The sequence below is a fragment of the Streptomyces sp. NPDC127177 genome (assembly GCF_042672475.1).
Classification (GTDB): domain Bacteria; phylum Actinomycetota; class Actinomycetes; order Streptomycetales; family Streptomycetaceae; genus Streptomyces.
In genome coordinates this window covers 1-15859 of record NZ_JBHXUW010000056.1, presented here as the reverse complement: position 1 = coordinate 15859, position 15859 = coordinate 1, and the positions used below count along the sequence as shown (strand labels likewise).

The following is a 15859-nucleotide window of genomic DNA, read 5'->3' as shown; positions in this document are numbered from 1 at the left end:
CCCCGAACCCCACCGGACGGACGCGCGAAGGCATCACACGGCGTGGGTCAGCCGACCGCCTCCGCGGCGGCTCGGCCCGCGGCCCGGCCGGAGAAGATGCAGCCGCCGAGGAAGGTGCCCTCCAGCGAGCGGTAGCCGTGCACTCCTCCGCCGCCGAAACCGGCCGCCTCGCCGGCCGCGTACACCCCGGCCAGCGGGGTGCCGTCGGCGGTGAGCACCCGGGAGGACAGGTCCGTCTCCAGTCCGCCGAGCGACTTGCGGGTCAGGATGTTCAGCCGTACGGCGATCAGCGGGCCGGCCTCGGGATCGAGGATGCGGTGCGGCGCGGCCGTCCGGATCAGCTTGTCGCCCAGGTAGGTGCGGGCGCCGCGGATGGCGGTGATCTGGAGGTCCTTGGTGAAGGGGTTGGCGATCTCCCGGTCGCGGGCGGTGATCTCGCGGCGCAGGTCGTCCTCGTCGATGAGCCCCTCGCCGGTGAGCGCGTTCATGCCGCGGACCAGGGCGCCGAGGTCCTTCTCGACGACGAAGTCCGCCCCGTTGTCCATGAACGCCTTGACCGGGCCCGGCACGTCCGCGCGCGCCCGGCCGATCACGCCGCGGATGGACTTGCCGGTCAGGTCGGGGTTCTGCTCGGAGCCCGAGAGGGCGAACTCCTTGCCGATGATCCTCTGGTCCAGGACGAACCAGGTGTAGCCGTGGCCGGTCCGCATGATGTGTTCGAGGGTGCCGAGCGTGTCGAAGCCGGGGAAGAGCGGGACGGGCAGGCGCTTGCCGCGGGCGTCCAGCCAGAGCGAGGAGGGGCCCGGCAGGATCCGGATGCCGTGCCTGGCCCAGATCGGGTTCCAGTTCTCGATGCCCTCGGTGTAGTGCCACATCCGGTCGCGGTTGATGTGGTGGGCACCCGCGTCCTCGGTGATGCCGACCATCAGCCCGTCCACGTGGGCGGGGACGCCGGAGAGCAGCTTGGCGGGCGGGGTGCCGAGCCGTTCGGGCCACTGCTCACGCACGAGGTCGTGGTTGCCGCCGATACCGCCGGAGGTGACGATCACCGCCTGGGCCCGCAGCTCGAAGCCGCCGGCCGTCTCGCGGCTGCTCGCGGTCCCGCGCGCGGCGCCGCTCGGCTCCAGGATCTCGCCGCTGACGGTGTCGATCACGCCTCCGGTGCGGCCGAGGCCGGTGACCCGGTGCCGGAAGCGGAAGGTGACGAGGCCCTTGGCGACGCCCTCGCGCACCCGGCGCTCGAAGGGGGCGACGACGCCGGGGCCGGTGCCCCAGGTGATGTGGAACCGGGGGACGGAGTTGCCGTGGCCGTTGGCGTCGTAGCCGCCGCGCTCGGCCCAGCCGACGACGGGGAAGAACCGCAGGCCCTGCGCGTGCAGCCAGGAGCGCTTCTCACCGGCGGCGAAGTCGACGTACGCCTCGGCCCACTGCCGCGGCCAGTGGTCCTCCTTCCGGTCGAATCCGGCCGTGCCGAGCCAGTCCTGGAGGGCCAGCTCATGGCTGTCCTTGACCCGCATCCGGCGCTGTTCGGGCGAGTCGACGAGGAAGAGGCCGCCGAAGGACCAGTGCGCCTGGCCCCCGAGCGACTGCTCGGGCTCCTGGTCGAGCAGGATCACCGAACGCCCCGCGTCGACGAGCTCGGCTGTGGCGACCAGCCCCGCGAGTCCTGCCCCGATCACGATCACATCAGCGTCGTACGCCATGGGTTCCATCCTTGTCGGGACGATCCGGACACGGTCCGGCGGCAGGACCGCACGTCACCCGTGCGGCCGCTCGCGAAGTTACTGGTGCGTCAGATCTTCGGTACCGGCCGCCCCCGCGTCAACCGCCCGGTCGGCGGCGCTCCGGCCGCACCCGGGACGCCCACGCGTTATCGTCGAAACAATTCGTGCTCTTCCGGCCTGACTTGGGGTAGAGAAGCGTGTCGGTGCTGGTTCTCGTACTCGCCGTGAGCGCCGCCTGCTGTCTGGGGTTCGGCTTCGTGCTTCAGCAGGCCGCGGCCAGCCATGCCCCGAAGAGCGACTACCTGTCGTTCCGGCTGCTGCTGGACCTGATGCGGGTGCGGAGCTGGCTGGCCGGTATCGCTCTGATGGTCTGCGGCCTGGTGCTGGGCGCGGTGGCCCTGGGCAAGGGCGAGGTCTCCGTCGTCGAGCCGCTGCTCGCGACCAATCTGCTCTTCGCGATGACGCTGTCGCGCCACCGCACCGGCCAGCGGCTCGGCCGGCAGGGCTGGGCCGGGCTCTGGCTGCTGGCGTGCGGGGTGGCTGCCTTCCTGCTGGCGGGCGAGCCCACGGGCGGCGCGGCGGTGTCGAGCCCGCTGCGGCACTGGCTGGTGATCGGCGTGGTGGCGGGTCTCGCCGTGGTGCTCACTATGTTCGCCGCGCGCTCGCGGTCACCGGCGTCCCCCGCCCTCCTCGCGGTGGCGGCCGGGCTGCTGTACGGACTCCAGGACGCGCTGACCCGGGTCAGCGGGCAGCGGATCGGCGACGACGGCTGGGCGGCCCTGGTGATGAGCTGGCAGCCGTACGCCGTGCTGGTGCTGGGGGTGACGGGGCTGCTCCTGGTGCAGAGCGCGTTCGAGACGGGTCCGCTGCGGATGTCGCTGCCCGCGCTGACGGCGGCCCAGCCACTGGCCGGGATCGCCTGCGGGATCGGCTTCCTCGGCGACCAGGTGCGCACCGACACGGGCGCCCTCGCCTGGCAGGCGATCGGACTGGCGGCGATCGTGGTCGGGATCGTGCTGCTGGGGCTGCACCCGGCCATGCCGGAAGGCCCGATGGGCGGGCGCCGCGCGGAGAGTCTCCAGCCGCGCTGAACCCGTCTTCCTGCTCCCGCTCGCTGATGATCACGGGCGGCGGCCCGGTGCCAAACGGGCTGATGTTGGATGAGGGGCATGACTCCTTCTGACGAGATCCTGGACATCGTCGACGAGAACGACGAGGTCGTCGGCCGGGCCACGCGTGGCGAGGCGACCGAGCGGGGGCTGCGCCACCGCTGCGTGTTCATCGAGGCCCGGGACGCCGACGGCCGGATCTTCGTGCACCGCAGGACCGCGACCAAGCTGGTCTTCCCGTCGCACTACGACATGTTCGTCGGCGGGGTGGTCGGCGCGGGCGAGACGTACGACGAGGCGGCGCTGCGGGAAGCCGAGGAGGAGCTGGGGGTCACGGGACTCCCCCGCCCCGAGCCGCTCTTCAAGTTCCTCTACACGGGCGGCCGGCACACCTGGTGGTCGTCCGTCTACCGCGTACGGTGCGAGCTGCCCGTGAGGCCGCAGGTGGGGGAGGTCGCCTGGCACACCTTCCTCGACGACGCGGAACTGGCCGAGCGGCTCGACGACTGGCTCTGGGTCCCGGACGGACTGGAGTGCCACCGGCGGCTCCGGGCGTTCCGTGAAGCGTCCTGAACCGGCCCGCCGCCGGGACAGCCCTTAGGGTCCGGATGTGAACGAATTCGTACAGAGCCTGCGGCTGTGGTTCGCGCCGCAACGGATCCGCGAAGAGGGCGACACCCCCGACTACCGCTTCTCGCTCGCCAACGAGCGCACCTTTCTCGCCTGGATCCGGACTGCTCTCGCGCTGATCGGCGGCGGTTTCGCGGTCGACCAGTTCCTCCCGGAACTCTCCTGGGGCGTCCGGGCCGGCCTGGCGCTGGCCCTGCTCGTGGCCGGTGTGCTGTGTGCCCTGCGGGCGGTCAATCACTGGGTGCGCTGCGAGCGGGCCATGCGGCGGGGCGAGGATCTGCCGGTCTCCCGGTTCCCGACGCTGCTGGGCCTCGCGGTCGGCGTCGTCGCCGTGGTGATGGTGGTGGTGGTCCTGTTCGGCTGGGAGGGGCGGTGAGCGGCCCGGGGCGGGCGCCCGCCCCCCGGGGTGCCGCGGACCGCGATCCCGGCCTCCAGCCGGAGCGGACCAGACTGGCCTGGCGGCGCACCACCCTCTCCTGCACGGTGGTCGCGCTGCTGGCGGTGAGACAGGCGCTGCACGCCGGGACGGGCCCGGCCGGGATCGTCGCACCGGCGCTGAGCGTGCTCGCCTGGCTGGGGTTCCTGTGGGTGGCCAACCGCCGGGTGCAGGGCATGGGCACCGCCCGCCCCCGGCCGCTCGGGCCGCGCGAGGCCGCCGCGGCGGCGGTGTGCACCCTGGCGCTGGCCGTGTTCGCGGCGGCGATGCTGTTCTGACCCGACGGCGACGGCGTTTCGGGGTCCGGGCCGTCAGCCGTCCCAGTCCACGGTGACGACGATCTTGCCGCGGGTGCGCCCCCGCTCGTTCAGCCGGTGGGCCTCGGCGGCCTCCGCAAGCGGGAGCACCCGGTCGACATGGACCGTGATGATGCCCCGCTCGGCCAGCTCCGCCAGGTGCGCCAGATCCGTGGCGTCGGGACGTACGAAGGCGTATTTCCCGCCGTACGAGAAGACCTCGTCGTCCGCGATGGAGGTGAGGCGTCCGTCCGGTGCGAGCGTCTCGGCCGACACCCGGAGGGCGTCCCCGCCGACGGTGTCGAAGGCGGCGTCGATCCCCTCCGGGGCCAGCGCCCGCAGCCGGTCGGCGAGCCCGTCCCCGTACTCGACCGGTTCCGCGCCGAGCTGCCGCAGATGGTCGTGGTTGTGGGCGCTCGCGGTCCCGATGACCCGGCATCCGGCGTGGCGGGCCAGCTGGACGGCGAACGAGCCGACACCGCCCGCCGCCGCGTGGACGAGGACGGTGTCCCCCTCGCGGATCCGCAGCGACCGGTGGAGCACCTGGTACGCGGTGAGTCCGGCCAGGGGCAGCCCCGCCGCCTCCTCGAAGCTCAGGCTCAGCGGTTTGCGGGCGAGGGTGCGCACCGGGGCGGCGACGTACTCGGCGAACGTACCGCGGCTGAGGAAGTCCTCCCGGACGTACCCGATCACCTCGTCGCCGACCTCGAACTCCTCGACCGCGATGCCCGGCTGCACGACCACCCCGGAAACGTCCCAGCCGGGGATCACGGGGAACACGGCTTCCAGGGCGGCGTCGAGCAGGCCTTCGCGGGCCTTGCGGTCCACCGGATTGACCGCCGCGGCGCGCACCTTCACCAGGACGGCGTCGGGACCCACCCTGGGGTCGGGCCGTTCGCCGTACTCCATGACGTCGGCCCCGCCGTACCTGCTGTAACTGATCGCCTTCATCCTTCGACCATCGGCGCGGGCCGGGGGCGGCGCAAGTCATGCCGTGGCGGCCTCGAAGGGCGGCAGCAGGGTGCGCGGGTCGTGGCCGGAGTGCCAGAGCCCGATGAGGAAGGCAGTCGTCGTCTCCAGGTACACGGCCCGGTCGAGCCCACCGGCCCTCAGGGGCGCGCAGCCGAGATCCCGCACGAGTGCCGCCACGGTCCGCAGCGCCTCCTCGTCGTCCCCGCACAGCGGTACGGCGACGGGCCCGTCGGCGAAGGCGGGCGGGGTGAGCCGCCAGACCGTGTCCGGAAGGTGGTTGAACGCCTTGATGACCCGGGCACCGGTGGCGTCGGCGATGGTCCGGGCCGCGCCGGGGCCGCCCTCGGTGGTGAGGACGAAGCCGGGGCCGACGGCGTTGGTGCAGTCGATCAGCAGTCGGTCGCGCAGTGCCCCGTCGGCGGCGCCGAGCCCGGCGAGGGTGGCGGACACGGCGGCGTGGGGCAGCGCGAGAAGCACCGCGTCACCGGAGAGGGCCGCCTCGCGGAGGGTCGCCGCGCGGCCACCGGCCCGTGCGGCGAGGGCGCGGGCCCGGTCGGGTGAACGGCCGCCGAAGAGGACCTGGTGCCCGGCCCGGACCCACTGGGTGCCCAGTGCCTCGGCCATGTTGCCCGTACCGAGAATGCCGATGCGCATATCCGTCTCCCTGACCGCCGTTGGCGTAGCGTCGTACCGATGGAGGGGACGGTAGGAGATCCGTTGCTCACCATTCGGTGCCCAACGGGCGCCACGGGGAGGGGAGACCTGTGGAACGGCTGCTGGCGGACTGTCCGGCCAGGCTCGGCTTCGATCTGCTGTCGCACACCTGGAACGCGGTGGTGCTGCAGGCGCTGGGCGAGGGGCCGCGCCGCCCGGGGGACCTCCGTACCGAGATCGGCGGGATCAGCGCGAAGGTGCTGACCGAGACGCTGCGACGGCTGGAGGGGTACGGGCTGGTGGAGCGGCAGGCGTACGCGGAGGCCCCGCCACGGGTCGAGTACGCGCTGACGGAGCTCGGCGGGACCCTGCTGGAGCCGATCAGGTCACTGGGCCGCTGGGCGGTGGAGCACGGCGACGCCTTCGCGGCGGCGCAGGGCTGGGACGACTGAGCGGACGCCGGGGCCGGGCGCGGGACGGACCGCCCCGCGCCGGGCTCTCACCAGCGCGGTATCGACGGCGTGCGCCACTGCGGCTCGGCCTTGCGCATCGCGGCGGCGTCGTCGCGCTCACGCATCGTGCCGTCGTCGTCGAGCCAGCGGCGGTGCAGTACGGCAAGGCGCTCACGGTCGAGTTCGACGCCGAGGCCCGGAGCGTCGGAGACGGTGAGCCGGCCGCCCTCGAAGACGTGGCGGGCGGTGATGACGTCCTCGGTCTGCCAGGGGTAGTGGCTGTCGCAGGCGTAGTCGAGGTTGGGGACGGTGGCCGCGACGTGCGTCATGGCGGCGAGGCTGATCCCCAGGTGGGTGTTGGAGTGCATGGAGAGGCCCACGCCGAAGGTGCGGCAGATCCCGGCCAGTTCGCGGGTGCGGTGCAGTCCGCCCCAGTAGTGGTGGTCGGAGAGGACGACCTGCACGGCGTCCCGGGCGAAGGCCTCCGGTACCTCGGCGAGGGTGGTGACGCACATGTTCGTGGCGAGGGGGACGTCGGTGCCGGCGGCGACGGCGGCCATCGGATCCGTGCCGCTCGCCGGGTCCTCCAGGTACTCGAGTACGTCCTTGAGCTGCTCGGCGACGTGCAGCGAGGTCTCGACGGACCAGGCGCCGTTCGGGTCGAGCCGCAGCGGCTGCCCGGGGAACGCGTCGGCCAGCGCGCGGACGGCGGCGATCTCCTGGTCGGGCGGGAAGACGCCGCCCTTCAGCTTGAAGGAGGAGAAGCCGTACTCGCGGGCGAAGCGCCGCGCCTGGGCGACGACTCCGGCGGGGTCGACGGCCGCGCCCCAGTCGTCGCGTTCGCCGCCCTCCGGGTGCTCGGCCCAGCGGTAGAAGAGGTACGCGCTGTACTCGACGGTGTCACGGACCTTGCCCCCGAGCAGGGCGTGCACGGGCAGGCCGAGCGATTTGCCCAGGGCGTCCAGGCAGGCCACCTCGAAGCCGGACACCACCGAGAGCCGCAGCTTGTCAGCGGTCTGGACCCCGCGCAGCCCGCCCGCGTCGACGCGTTCGTCAGCGGCGCGTGAGTCTGCGCACACCTCGTCGGCCAGGGCGAAGAGGCCGTTCAGATCGCTGACCGGCCGCCCGGCCAGTGCGGCGGCGAGCGGCTCGGCCAGTTCGAGGTACTTGCCGTCGCCGTAGGTCTCCCCGACGCCGGTCGTCCCGCCACGGGTGACGACTTCCACGATGAGCCGCGGGGTGTAGGGCTGGTGGACGCCCTGGGTGTTGAGCAGCGGCGGGTCGGCGATGAGGATCGGGGTGAGCCTGACTTCGTCGATCAACAAGGCGTTATCCATACGGGCTGTATCCATACGTGAACTGTATTCAGAGATACGACTCAGCACCAGAGGTCGGCCGTCGATCCGAGCGCAGCGGGCGACATTCCGTTCCGGGAGTTCACTGGACGACATACCGACTGGTCGGCATCATGAACACCGACCGTTCTTCACCCCGGAGGTGCGCACGATGAGCCCAGTCCACCCGCCAGGTCTCGACCTCGACCGGTTGCGCGGACACCTCGACCGCGAACGGCCGGGGCTGGTGAACGGACCGCTCGACGCCCGGCTCATCGAGGGCGGCCGGTCGAACCTCACCTACATCGTCACCGACGGCACCGGCCGCTGGGTCGTCCGCCGGCCTCCGCTGGGTCATGTGCTGGCCACGGCGCACGACATGAAGCGCGAGCACCGGGTGATCAGCGCACTGCACCCGACGGCCGTCCCGGTCCCCGAGCCGCTGCTGCTGTGCGAGGACGACTCCGTCATCGGTTCGCCGTTCTACGTCATGGAGTACGTCGAGGGCACCCCGTACCGCACGGCCGGGCAGCTCGCCCCGCTCGGCGCCGAGCGCACCCGTGCGGCCGTCCTCGGTCTGGTGGACACCCTCGTCGAACTGCACGCCGTGGACCCGCAGGCCGTCGGGCTGGGCGACTTCGGGCGCCCCGAGGGCTTCCTCGACCGGCAGCTGCGCCGCTGGGGCAAGCAGCTGGACGCCTCCCGCAACCGTGAACTGCCGGGCATCGACGAGCTGCACGCGGCGCTCGGCCGCGAACTGCCCGTCTCCCCCGCCCCGACGGTGGTGCACGGCGACTACCGCCTCGACAACGTCCTGATCGGGGACGGCGACCGGATCAACGCCGTTCTCGACTGGGAGATGTCGACGCTCGGCGACCCGCTGACCGACCTCGGCCTGCTGGTGATGTACAGCTCCGACCTCGGGCTGCCCGAGTCACCGGTCTCCACCACCAGCGGCGCGGCCGGCCACCCCTCCCCCGCCGAGCTCATCGAGCGCTATGCCGCGGGCTCCGGCCGGGACACCTCCGCCATCTCCTGGTACACGGCGTTCGCCTGGTTCAAGCTCGCCGTGATCCTGGAGGGCATCCACTACCGCTACACGCTGGGCCAGACGGTCGGCGGCGGCTTCGACCGGATCGGCGACCTCGTCCCCGTCTTCATCGCGCACGGCCTCACCACCCTCCAGGAAGGCTGATCAACCCCATGGACTTCGCATTCGACGCCCGCACCGAAGAGCTGCGCGCCAAGCTGCTCACCTTCATGGACGAGCACATCCACCCGGCGGAACGGATCGCGGAGGAGCAGCGGGAGCTGCTCGCGTCGCCGTGGGACACCCCGCAGGTCGTGGAGGACCTGAAGGCCGAGGCGCGCAGGCAGGGGCTGTGGAACCTCTTCCTGCCGGACGCCGGGTACGGCGCCGGGCTGACCAATCTCCAGTACGCCCCACTGGCCGAGATCCTGGGCCGCTCCCCGCAGTTGGCGCCGACCGCGCTGAACTGCGCGGCGCCGGACACCGGGAACATGGAGGTGCTCGCCCAGTTCGGCACCGATGAGCAGCGCAAGCGGTGGCTGGAGCCGCTGCTGGCCGGTGAGATCCGGTCCGCGTTCGCGATGACGGAGCCGGAGGTCGCCTCGTCGGACGCGACCAACATCGAGACCCGGATCACCCGTGACGGCGAGGACTACGTCATCAACGGGCGCAAGTGGTACATCTCCGGGGCGATGAACCCGGACTGCGCGATCTTCATCGTGATGGGCAAGACCGACCCGGACGGCGGCGACATCCGCCGCCAGCAGTCGCAGATCCTCGTCCCGCGCGACACCCCGGGGCTGACCGTGAAGCGCGCCATGAAGGTGTACGGCTACGAGGACCACTACCACGGCGGTCACGCCGAGGTGGTCTTCGACGACGTACGGGTGCCCGTCACCAACCTGGTGGGCGAGGAGGGCGGCGGTTTCGCCATCGCCCAGGCGCGACTGGGGCCGGGCCGCATCCACCACTGCATGCGGCTGATCGGCATGGCCGAGCGCGCCATCGAGCTGATGTGCCGGCGCGCGGTGTCCCGGGAGGCCTTCGGCAAGTCGCTGGCCCAGCAGGGCGTGGTGCAGAACTGGATCGCGGACGCCCGGGTCACGGTGGAGCAGCTGCGGCTGCTGGTGCTGAAGACGGCCTGGCTGATGGACACGGTGGGCAACCGCGGTGCGCACACCGAGATCCAGTCCATCAAGATCGCCACCCCGCGTGCGGTGGTCTCCATCCTGGACCAGGCGGTGCAGCTGCACGGTGCGGGCGGCGTCAGCCAGGACTTCCCGCTGGCGGAGCTGTGGGCTGCGGCGCGGACGCTGCGGCTGGCCGACGGCCCGGACGAGGTGCACCAGCGGTCGCTGGCGCGGCGCGAGATCAAGAAGTACCTCTAGGGCGCCGGACGCCGCGGGGCGGGCTGGACTTCCGGGCACGCCCCGGGGCGTGCCGGTCCCGCCCCCGCGCGGGCCCGCCGCCGGTTTCAGTAGCCGCCGTACGGTACGTGGTCGGCGAGGGCCAGCTCGCGGGCGAAGGCTTTCGCCCGCAGCAGCCACCGCGCGAGGCCCCGGACAGCGCGGTGCCGGTGCGGCCCGTAGGCCGCGTTCCACAGGACGGGTACACGCGTCGATACCTGGATGTGCGCCATGTATCCAGCTTCACCCCGTCCTCGCGGTCGGTCCAACAGATGGATTCGCTGGCTGCCATCGATACCGTGGATGGATGGAGATACGTCAGCTCCGCCACTTCATGGCGGTGATCACGCACGGCAGTTTCACGGCGGCCGCCCGCGCCGAACTGATCGTGCAGTCCGCCCTGAGCACATCGGTGCGCAATCTCGAACGGGAGCTGGGAGCCGAGCTGTTCGAACGGACCGGCCGCCGGGTGGTGCTCACCGAGGCGGGGCGGGCGCTGCTGCCGTCGGCCCGGACGGTCATCGCGGGGACGGACGCGGCGCGTGACGCGGTGGCCGCCGTCTCGGGCCTGGCCACCGGCCGGGTGCGGATCGGCACGATCCAGACGCTGACCTGTGTGGATCTGGCCGCCGAGCTGGCCGCGTTCCACGGGCTGTGGCCCGGGGTGCAGATCTCGCTGCGTGAGGCGACGACCCCGGAGCTGGTGGCGGGGGTACTCGCCGGCGAGCTGGATCTCGCCTATCTGGCGCCGGACGCCTCCCAACTACCGGACGGGCTCGTGGAGTTCGCCTCCTGGCGGGAGGATCTGGTGCTGATCACCGCTCCGGGCCACCGGCTGGCGACAGCCGGGCGCACCCTGATCAAGGACCTCGCCGACGAGCCGTTCGTGGACTTCCGTGCAGGCACCGGACTGGAGACGGCGGTGCGGCGGCTGGCCGCGCACTGCGGCCTGGAGCGCCGGATCACCTGCGACGTCACCCAGATCCGGCTGCTCGTCGATCTCGTACGGGCGGGCATCGGAGTGGCGATCGTGCCGCGCCGGATCGGCGAGGACGCGGGGCTGCCGTGCGTGTCCATCCGGCAGCCGGAGCCGGGCCGCACGGTGCTGCTCGTGGGCCGGGCACCCCGGCCGCGCAACCCGGCGGCCGAGGCACTGCTGGGCCGGCTGGCCGGTGCCGGCCCGGCCTGACGGATCAGGGCCGCAGGGCGCGCAGCAGCAGGTCGGCGAGGTGGTCGGCGACCTCCTGCTGGGTGAGCGGGCCGTCCGGCCGGTACCAGGTGGACAGGTGGTGGACCGAGCCGAAGTGGTAGTCCACGATCAGGTCCGCGGGGGTGGCCGTGGAGAACACCCCGCTGCGCTGCCCCTCCTCCACCAGGGCGCGGAAACGCTCGTGGTAGCGGCGGCGCTCCACCCGCACCTGCTTGTTCTTCTCCGGGCTCAGATGGTGCATGGAGCGGAAGAAGATCGAGGCGTCGTCGAGGTTCTCGATGGTGGTGACCACCACGTCGGCCGCGGCGTCCCGCAGCCGCTGCTCGACGGGCGCCTCGGCGTCCGCGAACGCGTCGAGGCGCTCCTGCTGGAGCCGGAGCACCCGGGCGTAGACCTCCTGGAGGAGATCCTCCTTGGAACCGAAGTAGTGGTAGAGCGCGCCCTTGGTGACCCCGGCCGCCTCGACGATCTCCTGGACCGATGTGCGGTCGTAACCCTGCTCGGCGAAGAGCCGGGTGGCGGCGGCCAGCAGCCGCTGGGGAACGGGGGTAACGCTCCCGTCCGTCGCCTTGGCCATAGCCGCCACCTTCCTTCCGTGAGTCCGTGAACCGGTCCTGGAGTCCGTGAACCGTTCCTAGCGGGGTGAACGCAGTTCCCGCCTGAGGATCTTCCCACTTGCCGTCTTGGGAAGTTCGTTCAGGATCTCGACTTCGCGCGGGTACTTGTAGGCGGCGAGCCGTTCCTTGCAGTACGCACCCAATTCGTCGGGTTCGACCGAGGAGCCCGGCCGCAGGCTGACGTAGGCGCGGACCGTCTCGCCCCGGTAGGCGTCCGGGACGCCCACGACGGCCGCCTCACGGACGGCCGGATGGGTGTACAGGACGTCCTCCACCTCGCGCGGCCAGACCTTGAAGCCGGAGGCGTTGATCATGTCCTTCTTGCGGTCGACGACGTAGAGCCAGCCCTCGCGGTCCATGAAGCCGATGTCGCCGGTGCGCAGTTCACCGTCCGGGAAGGCCGCGGCGGTGGCCTCGGGCAGCCGCCAATAGCCGGAGACGACCTGCGGGCCGCGCACCGCTATCTCGCCCTGCTCGCCGAAGGGCATGTCCGCGCCGTTCTCGTCGATGATCCGCACGACCGTGTCCGGGCCGGGCACGCCGACCGAGAGGGTGCCGGAGACGGGGTCGACGGGGGCCTCGCGCTCGGGGGGCACGGAGGCGCAGGGCGCGGTGCACTCGGTGAGTCCGTAGCCGTTGCGGATGTACGGGCCGAAGCCCGCCCGGAACTTCTCGACGAGCGCGGGCGGCAGCGGTGCGCCGCCCGAGGAGATCACCTCGAAGGAGGCGAAGTGCTCGGGCGTGACGCCGGGGGTCGCGGCGAGCGCCATGAAGGCGGTCGAGGGGCCGACGGTGTACGCGGGGCGGTGCTCGGCGAAGGCGTCCAGGACCACGCCGGGGTGGAAGCGGTACGCGAGGACGAGGGTGCCGGCGTTGGTGAGGCAGGCGGCCAGCTCGCACACCATTCCGGTGATGTGGAAGAGCGGGGCGAGGGCGAAATAGGCGGAGCCCTCGGCGATGGGGTGGCCGGTGCGCTGGCGCTCGGCGTTGACCATGATGTTGCCGTGGGAGTTCATGGCGCCCTTGGGGGTGCCGCTGGTCCCGGACGTGTAGCTGATCAGCGCCACGTCGGCGGCGGTCAGCTCCCGGCCTGCGGGGGCCGTGAGGCCGCGCCGGGCGACGGTTACCAGATCGTCGGCGTCCTCGGCGGCGGGCAGCCGGTCGAAGTCCAGCACCCGGTCGTCGTTCGTCGTCTGGAAGTCCAGCTCGCAGGCGGTGACGGCGATCCGGACGTCCGGGGCGGCCGCCGCGGTGTCCCGGAGATACCCCTCCCAGGCCCGGTCCGAGCAGATCAGCGCGGTGACCTCGGCGTCCTTCAGCACATGGCCGACCTCGCCGGACTTGTACATCGGGTTGAGCGGGACGACCGTCGCGCCGGCCTTCCAGGCGCCCAGCAGAGCGAGCACGAACTGCGGCGAGTTCTGCAGCATGATCGCGACCCGGTCGCCGCGCTCCAGCCCCCGCGCGGCCAGGTGTCCGGCCACGGAGTCGGAGAGCTCGTCGGTCTCGCGGTAGCTGAGGCGACCGTCGAAGTAGGCGAGCGCCGGGTGTCCGGGGGCGCGGCCGACGGAGTCCCGGAAGGCGTGCACCAGGGTGGCGGCCGGGTGGACGGGGGCCCGCTGGGCCTCGCTGAGCAGCGGGAGCCAGGGCTTCGCCGCGTAGATCGACTCGCTCATGCGCCGGTCTCCTCCCACTTCTGCTGGAGATGGTTCATGCTGCCGATCCAGTGGTCGGTGTCCTTGGCACGGGCCCGGTAGTAGCCGGCGACCTCCGGGTGCGGCAGGACGAGGAAGCGGTCCTCGTCCATGGCCGCGAAGAGCGCTTCGGCGACCTCCTCCGGTTCGATGGCGCTGGGCGCGAGCACGAGCTTCCCGGCCGATCCCGCAGCGGTCAGCATGTCCGTGCGCACGCCCTGCGGACAGATCGCGTGGACCTTGATGCCGCGGTGGCCGTAGGTGAGGGCGAGCCATTCGGCGAAGGCGACCACACCGTGCTTGGTGACGCTGTACGGCGCCGCGCCGATCATCGTGAGCAGTCCGGCGGCCGAAGCCGTGGAGACGAACCTGCCGCTGCCGCGCTCCAGCCAGTCCGGGAGCAGCGCCCTGGCCGCGCGGACGTGGGCCATCACGTTGACGTCCCAGGCGGCGGCCCAGACCTCCTCGTCGGCGAACGCGTCGCCCGGCGAGGCGAGGCCCGCGTTGGCGCAGTAGACGTCCACCGTGCCGTCCAGGGCGTCCCGGGCGGCTTCGACGATCTCCGAGGCGTCACCGGCGACGGCGGTGCCGCCGATCTCCTCGGCGAGCGCCTTGATCCTGCCCTCGTCCAGGTCGTTGACCACGACCCGGGCGCCCTCGGCGGCGAATCTGCGGGCCAGCGCGGCTCCGATGCCGCCTCCGGCCCCCGTGACCACTACGCCCGCGCCCTGCACCGTACTCATCGGTCCCGCCTCTCTCAGCCGACTGCACCAGCAGACTAACCAGTCGGTATGTCGTCGGGGAAGGGGCTGGCGCCAGTCATACGTCACTCCTGCCTCATCCGTCCCGTCGGGCACGTTCCCTGCGGCCCGGGGGCGCGCTAGCGTGCGTGACCATGACAGATGTCGCGATCATGGAGGTAGCCGAATGAGCCTGACCAGACGCGGTTTGCTGGCCGCCGGCGGTGCCGTGGGAGCTCTCGCGGCGACGGCCGCGTCGGCCGGGCCAGCGGCCGCCGGCACATCGCACGGCACCGGACACGGGCACGGGGGCGGCAGCGGGCGGCACGGGCTCCGCACCGGATTCGACCGGCTGGCGGCGGACGGCTACGCGCTCCTGAAGGGGCAGCGGGTCGGCATCGTCACCAACCCGACCGGGGTCACGTCCGATGTCCGGCACATCGTCGATGTGATGCACCCGGACGGCCGGGTGAACCTGACGGCCGTCTTCGGTCCCGAGCACGGCTTCCGGGGCACCGCGCAGGCGGGCGGCTCGGAGGGGCGGTACGACGACCCGGCGACCGGGCTCCCGGTCTACGACACGTACCTGAAGAGCGGGCAGGAGCTCGCCGACGTCTTCACCGCCTCCGGCGTCGACACGGTCGTCTTCGACATCCAGGACGCGGGCGCCCGCTTCTACACGTACATCTGGACGCTGTACGACTGCATGGAGGCGGCGGCCCTCGCGGGCAAGAGGTTCGTCGTCCTGGACCGGCCGAATCCGGTGACCGGGCGGGCGGCGCTCGGGCCCGTGCTCGATCCGGCCTTCGGCACCTTCGTGGGCCGCCGGGAGATCTCCCAGGCGCACGGGATGACGGTCACCGAACTGGCTCTGCTGTTCAACGGGGAGTTCCTCGCGGACCGTCCGGCCGAACTGGAGATTGTGAAGATGTCGGGGTGGTCGCGCTCCGACTTCTTCGACGCGACGGGTCTTCCGTGGGTGCCGCCGAGCCCCAACATGCCGACACCCGACACCGCGCTCGTCTACTCGGGCACCTGTCTCTTCGAGGGGACGAACCTCTCCGAGGGGCGCGGCACGACACGGCCGTTCGAACTGCTCGGCGCGGAGGGCATCGACCACACCTGGGCGGCCGCCGCGAACGCGCTCGGCCTTCCGGGGGTGGTCTTCCGCGAGGCGTACTTCGCTCCGACGTTCTCCAAGTTCGAGGGCGTGACGGTGGGCGGGGTCCAGTTGCACGTCCAGGACCGCGAGGTCTTCGACCCGGTGCGCACCGGGATCGCGCTGCTGGTGACGGCGAAGCGGACCTGGAGCGGGTTCGCCTGGCGGGAGGACAACTGGATCGACAAGCTCACCGGCAACACCCGGGTCCGCACGATGATCGACGCGGGGGCGGACACGGACGAGGTCGTGGGGGCGTGGGCGGGGGATCTGGCCGCCTTCCGGGCGGTGCGGAAGCGGTACCTGCAGTACCGGTGAGGTGGTGCCGGGCGGGCCCGGCGGGTGGGGGGCCGCCCCGCGGGCCGGGTAAGCGGGGGGCGGGGGACAACACCACCA

At 72.1% G+C, this 15859-nt stretch carries 17 protein-coding genes; 9 read left to right on the top strand and 8 right to left on the bottom strand.

The window, feature by feature from the left end:
• Positions 1–47: 47 nt before the first annotated feature.
• Entirely contained in the window at positions 48–1703 is a 1656-nt protein-coding gene (locus ACFVJX_RS28405) for an FAD-binding dehydrogenase (RefSeq protein ID WP_384128195.1), read from the bottom strand.
• Positions 1704–1921: 218 nt separating this feature from the next.
• On the opposite strand from ACFVJX_RS28405, the gene ACFVJX_RS28400 reads away from it, so the two are divergent.
• The 4 genes from ACFVJX_RS28400 to ACFVJX_RS28385 all read left to right on the top strand — a co-directional run bounded on the left by ACFVJX_RS28400 (position 1922) and on the right by ACFVJX_RS28385 (position 4177).
• Positions 1922–2815 carry a DMT family transporter gene (locus ACFVJX_RS28400; protein WP_384128193.1) on the top strand — a complete coding sequence of 298 codons (894 nt, stop codon included), beginning with the start codon at positions 1922–1924 and terminating at the stop codon, positions 2813–2815.
• 78 nt (positions 2816–2893) lie between these two features.
• Positions 2894–3406: an NUDIX domain-containing protein gene (locus ACFVJX_RS28395; RefSeq protein WP_384128191.1), complete on the top strand. Its 513-nt coding sequence runs from the start codon at positions 2894–2896 to the stop codon at positions 3404–3406.
• Between the two features lie 37 nt (positions 3407–3443).
• On the top strand, positions 3444–3839 hold the full coding sequence (locus ACFVJX_RS28390) for a YidH family protein (protein ID WP_384128189.1): 396 nt from the start codon (positions 3444–3446) through the stop codon (positions 3837–3839).
• Positions 3836–4177, top strand: a complete 342-nt coding sequence (locus ACFVJX_RS28385) for a DUF202 domain-containing protein (protein ID WP_384128187.1) — start codon at positions 3836–3838, stop codon at positions 4175–4177. The genes ACFVJX_RS28390 and ACFVJX_RS28385 overlap by 4 nt, the downstream gene beginning before the upstream one ends.
• Before the next feature lie 33 nt (positions 4178–4210).
• On the opposite strand, the gene ACFVJX_RS28380 is transcribed toward ACFVJX_RS28385, so the two are convergent.
• Both ACFVJX_RS28380 and ACFVJX_RS28375 read right to left on the bottom strand, forming a co-directional pair.
• Positions 4211–5146, bottom strand: coding sequence for an NADP-dependent oxidoreductase (locus tag ACFVJX_RS28380; protein ID WP_384128185.1), 936 nt, complete (start codon positions 5144–5146; stop codon positions 4211–4213).
• A gap of 36 nt (positions 5147–5182) precedes the next feature.
• Positions 5183–5821, bottom strand: a complete 639-nt coding sequence (locus tag ACFVJX_RS28375) for an NADPH-dependent F420 reductase (RefSeq protein ID WP_384128183.1) — start codon at positions 5819–5821, stop codon at positions 5183–5185.
• Between the two features lie 110 nt (positions 5822–5931).
• Between ACFVJX_RS28375 and ACFVJX_RS28370 the strand changes: the two genes are divergently transcribed.
• On the top strand, positions 5932–6273 hold the full coding sequence (locus tag ACFVJX_RS28370; protein ID WP_384128181.1) for a winged helix-turn-helix transcriptional regulator: 342 nt from the start codon (positions 5932–5934) through the stop codon (positions 6271–6273).
• A 47-nt stretch (positions 6274–6320) separates the two neighbouring features.
• Here the strand turns inward: ACFVJX_RS28370 and ACFVJX_RS28365 are convergent, their stop codons facing one another.
• Positions 6321–7610 carry a glucarate dehydratase family protein gene (locus tag ACFVJX_RS28365; RefSeq protein WP_384128254.1) on the bottom strand — a complete coding sequence of 430 codons (1290 nt, stop codon included), beginning with the start codon at positions 7608–7610 and terminating at the stop codon, positions 6321–6323.
• A gap of 169 nt (positions 7611–7779) precedes the next feature.
• Here ACFVJX_RS28365 and ACFVJX_RS28360 point away from each other — a divergent pair, with 169 nt between their 5' ends.
• Together ACFVJX_RS28360 and ACFVJX_RS28355 are read left to right on the top strand one after the other, a co-directional pair.
• Positions 7780–8802 (top strand): phosphotransferase family protein, encoded by a 1023-nt coding sequence (locus ACFVJX_RS28360; RefSeq protein ID WP_384128179.1) that lies wholly within the window; start codon positions 7780–7782, stop codon positions 8800–8802.
• An 8-nt stretch (positions 8803–8810) separates the two neighbouring features.
• Positions 8811–10025 carry an acyl-CoA dehydrogenase family protein gene (locus ACFVJX_RS28355; protein ID WP_384128177.1) on the top strand — a complete coding sequence of 405 codons (1215 nt, stop codon included), beginning with the start codon at positions 8811–8813 and terminating at the stop codon, positions 10023–10025.
• An 86-nt stretch (positions 10026–10111) separates the two neighbouring features.
• On the opposite strand, the gene ACFVJX_RS28350 is transcribed toward ACFVJX_RS28355, so the two are convergent.
• A complete protein-coding gene (locus tag ACFVJX_RS28350; protein ID WP_384128175.1) occupies positions 10112–10276 on the bottom strand; it encodes a hypothetical protein in 165 nt (54 codons plus the stop codon).
• 74 nt (positions 10277–10350) lie between these two features.
• On the opposite strand from ACFVJX_RS28350, the gene ACFVJX_RS28345 reads away from it, so the two are divergent.
• Positions 10351–11232, top strand: a complete 882-nt coding sequence (locus ACFVJX_RS28345) for a LysR family transcriptional regulator (RefSeq protein WP_384128173.1) — start codon at positions 10351–10353, stop codon at positions 11230–11232.
• Positions 11233–11236: 4 nt separating this feature from the next.
• On the opposite strand, the gene ACFVJX_RS28340 is transcribed toward ACFVJX_RS28345, so the two are convergent.
• The 3 genes from ACFVJX_RS28340 to ACFVJX_RS28330 are packed head-to-tail and all read right to left on the bottom strand — an operon-like array spanning position 11237 to position 14307.
• Positions 11237–11830, bottom strand: coding sequence for a TetR/AcrR family transcriptional regulator (locus ACFVJX_RS28340; RefSeq protein WP_384128171.1), 594 nt, complete (start codon positions 11828–11830; stop codon positions 11237–11239).
• 57 nt (positions 11831–11887) lie between these two features.
• The gene (locus ACFVJX_RS28335) at positions 11888–13546 is read right to left on the bottom strand and encodes a class I adenylate-forming enzyme family protein (protein ID WP_384128169.1); all 1659 of its coding nucleotides are present in this window, start codon (positions 13544–13546) and stop codon (positions 11888–11890) included.
• Positions 13543–14307 (bottom strand): SDR family oxidoreductase, encoded by a 765-nt coding sequence (locus ACFVJX_RS28330; RefSeq protein WP_384128167.1) that lies wholly within the window; start codon positions 14305–14307, stop codon positions 13543–13545. The genes ACFVJX_RS28335 and ACFVJX_RS28330 overlap by 4 nt, the downstream gene beginning before the upstream one ends.
• 184 nt (positions 14308–14491) lie before the next feature.
• Here ACFVJX_RS28330 and ACFVJX_RS28325 point away from each other — a divergent pair, with 184 nt between their 5' ends.
• On the top strand, positions 14492–15781 hold the full coding sequence (locus ACFVJX_RS28325; protein ID WP_384128165.1) for an exo-beta-N-acetylmuramidase NamZ domain-containing protein: 1290 nt from the start codon (positions 14492–14494) through the stop codon (positions 15779–15781).
• The last annotated feature ends 78 nt before the right edge of the window (positions 15782–15859 follow it).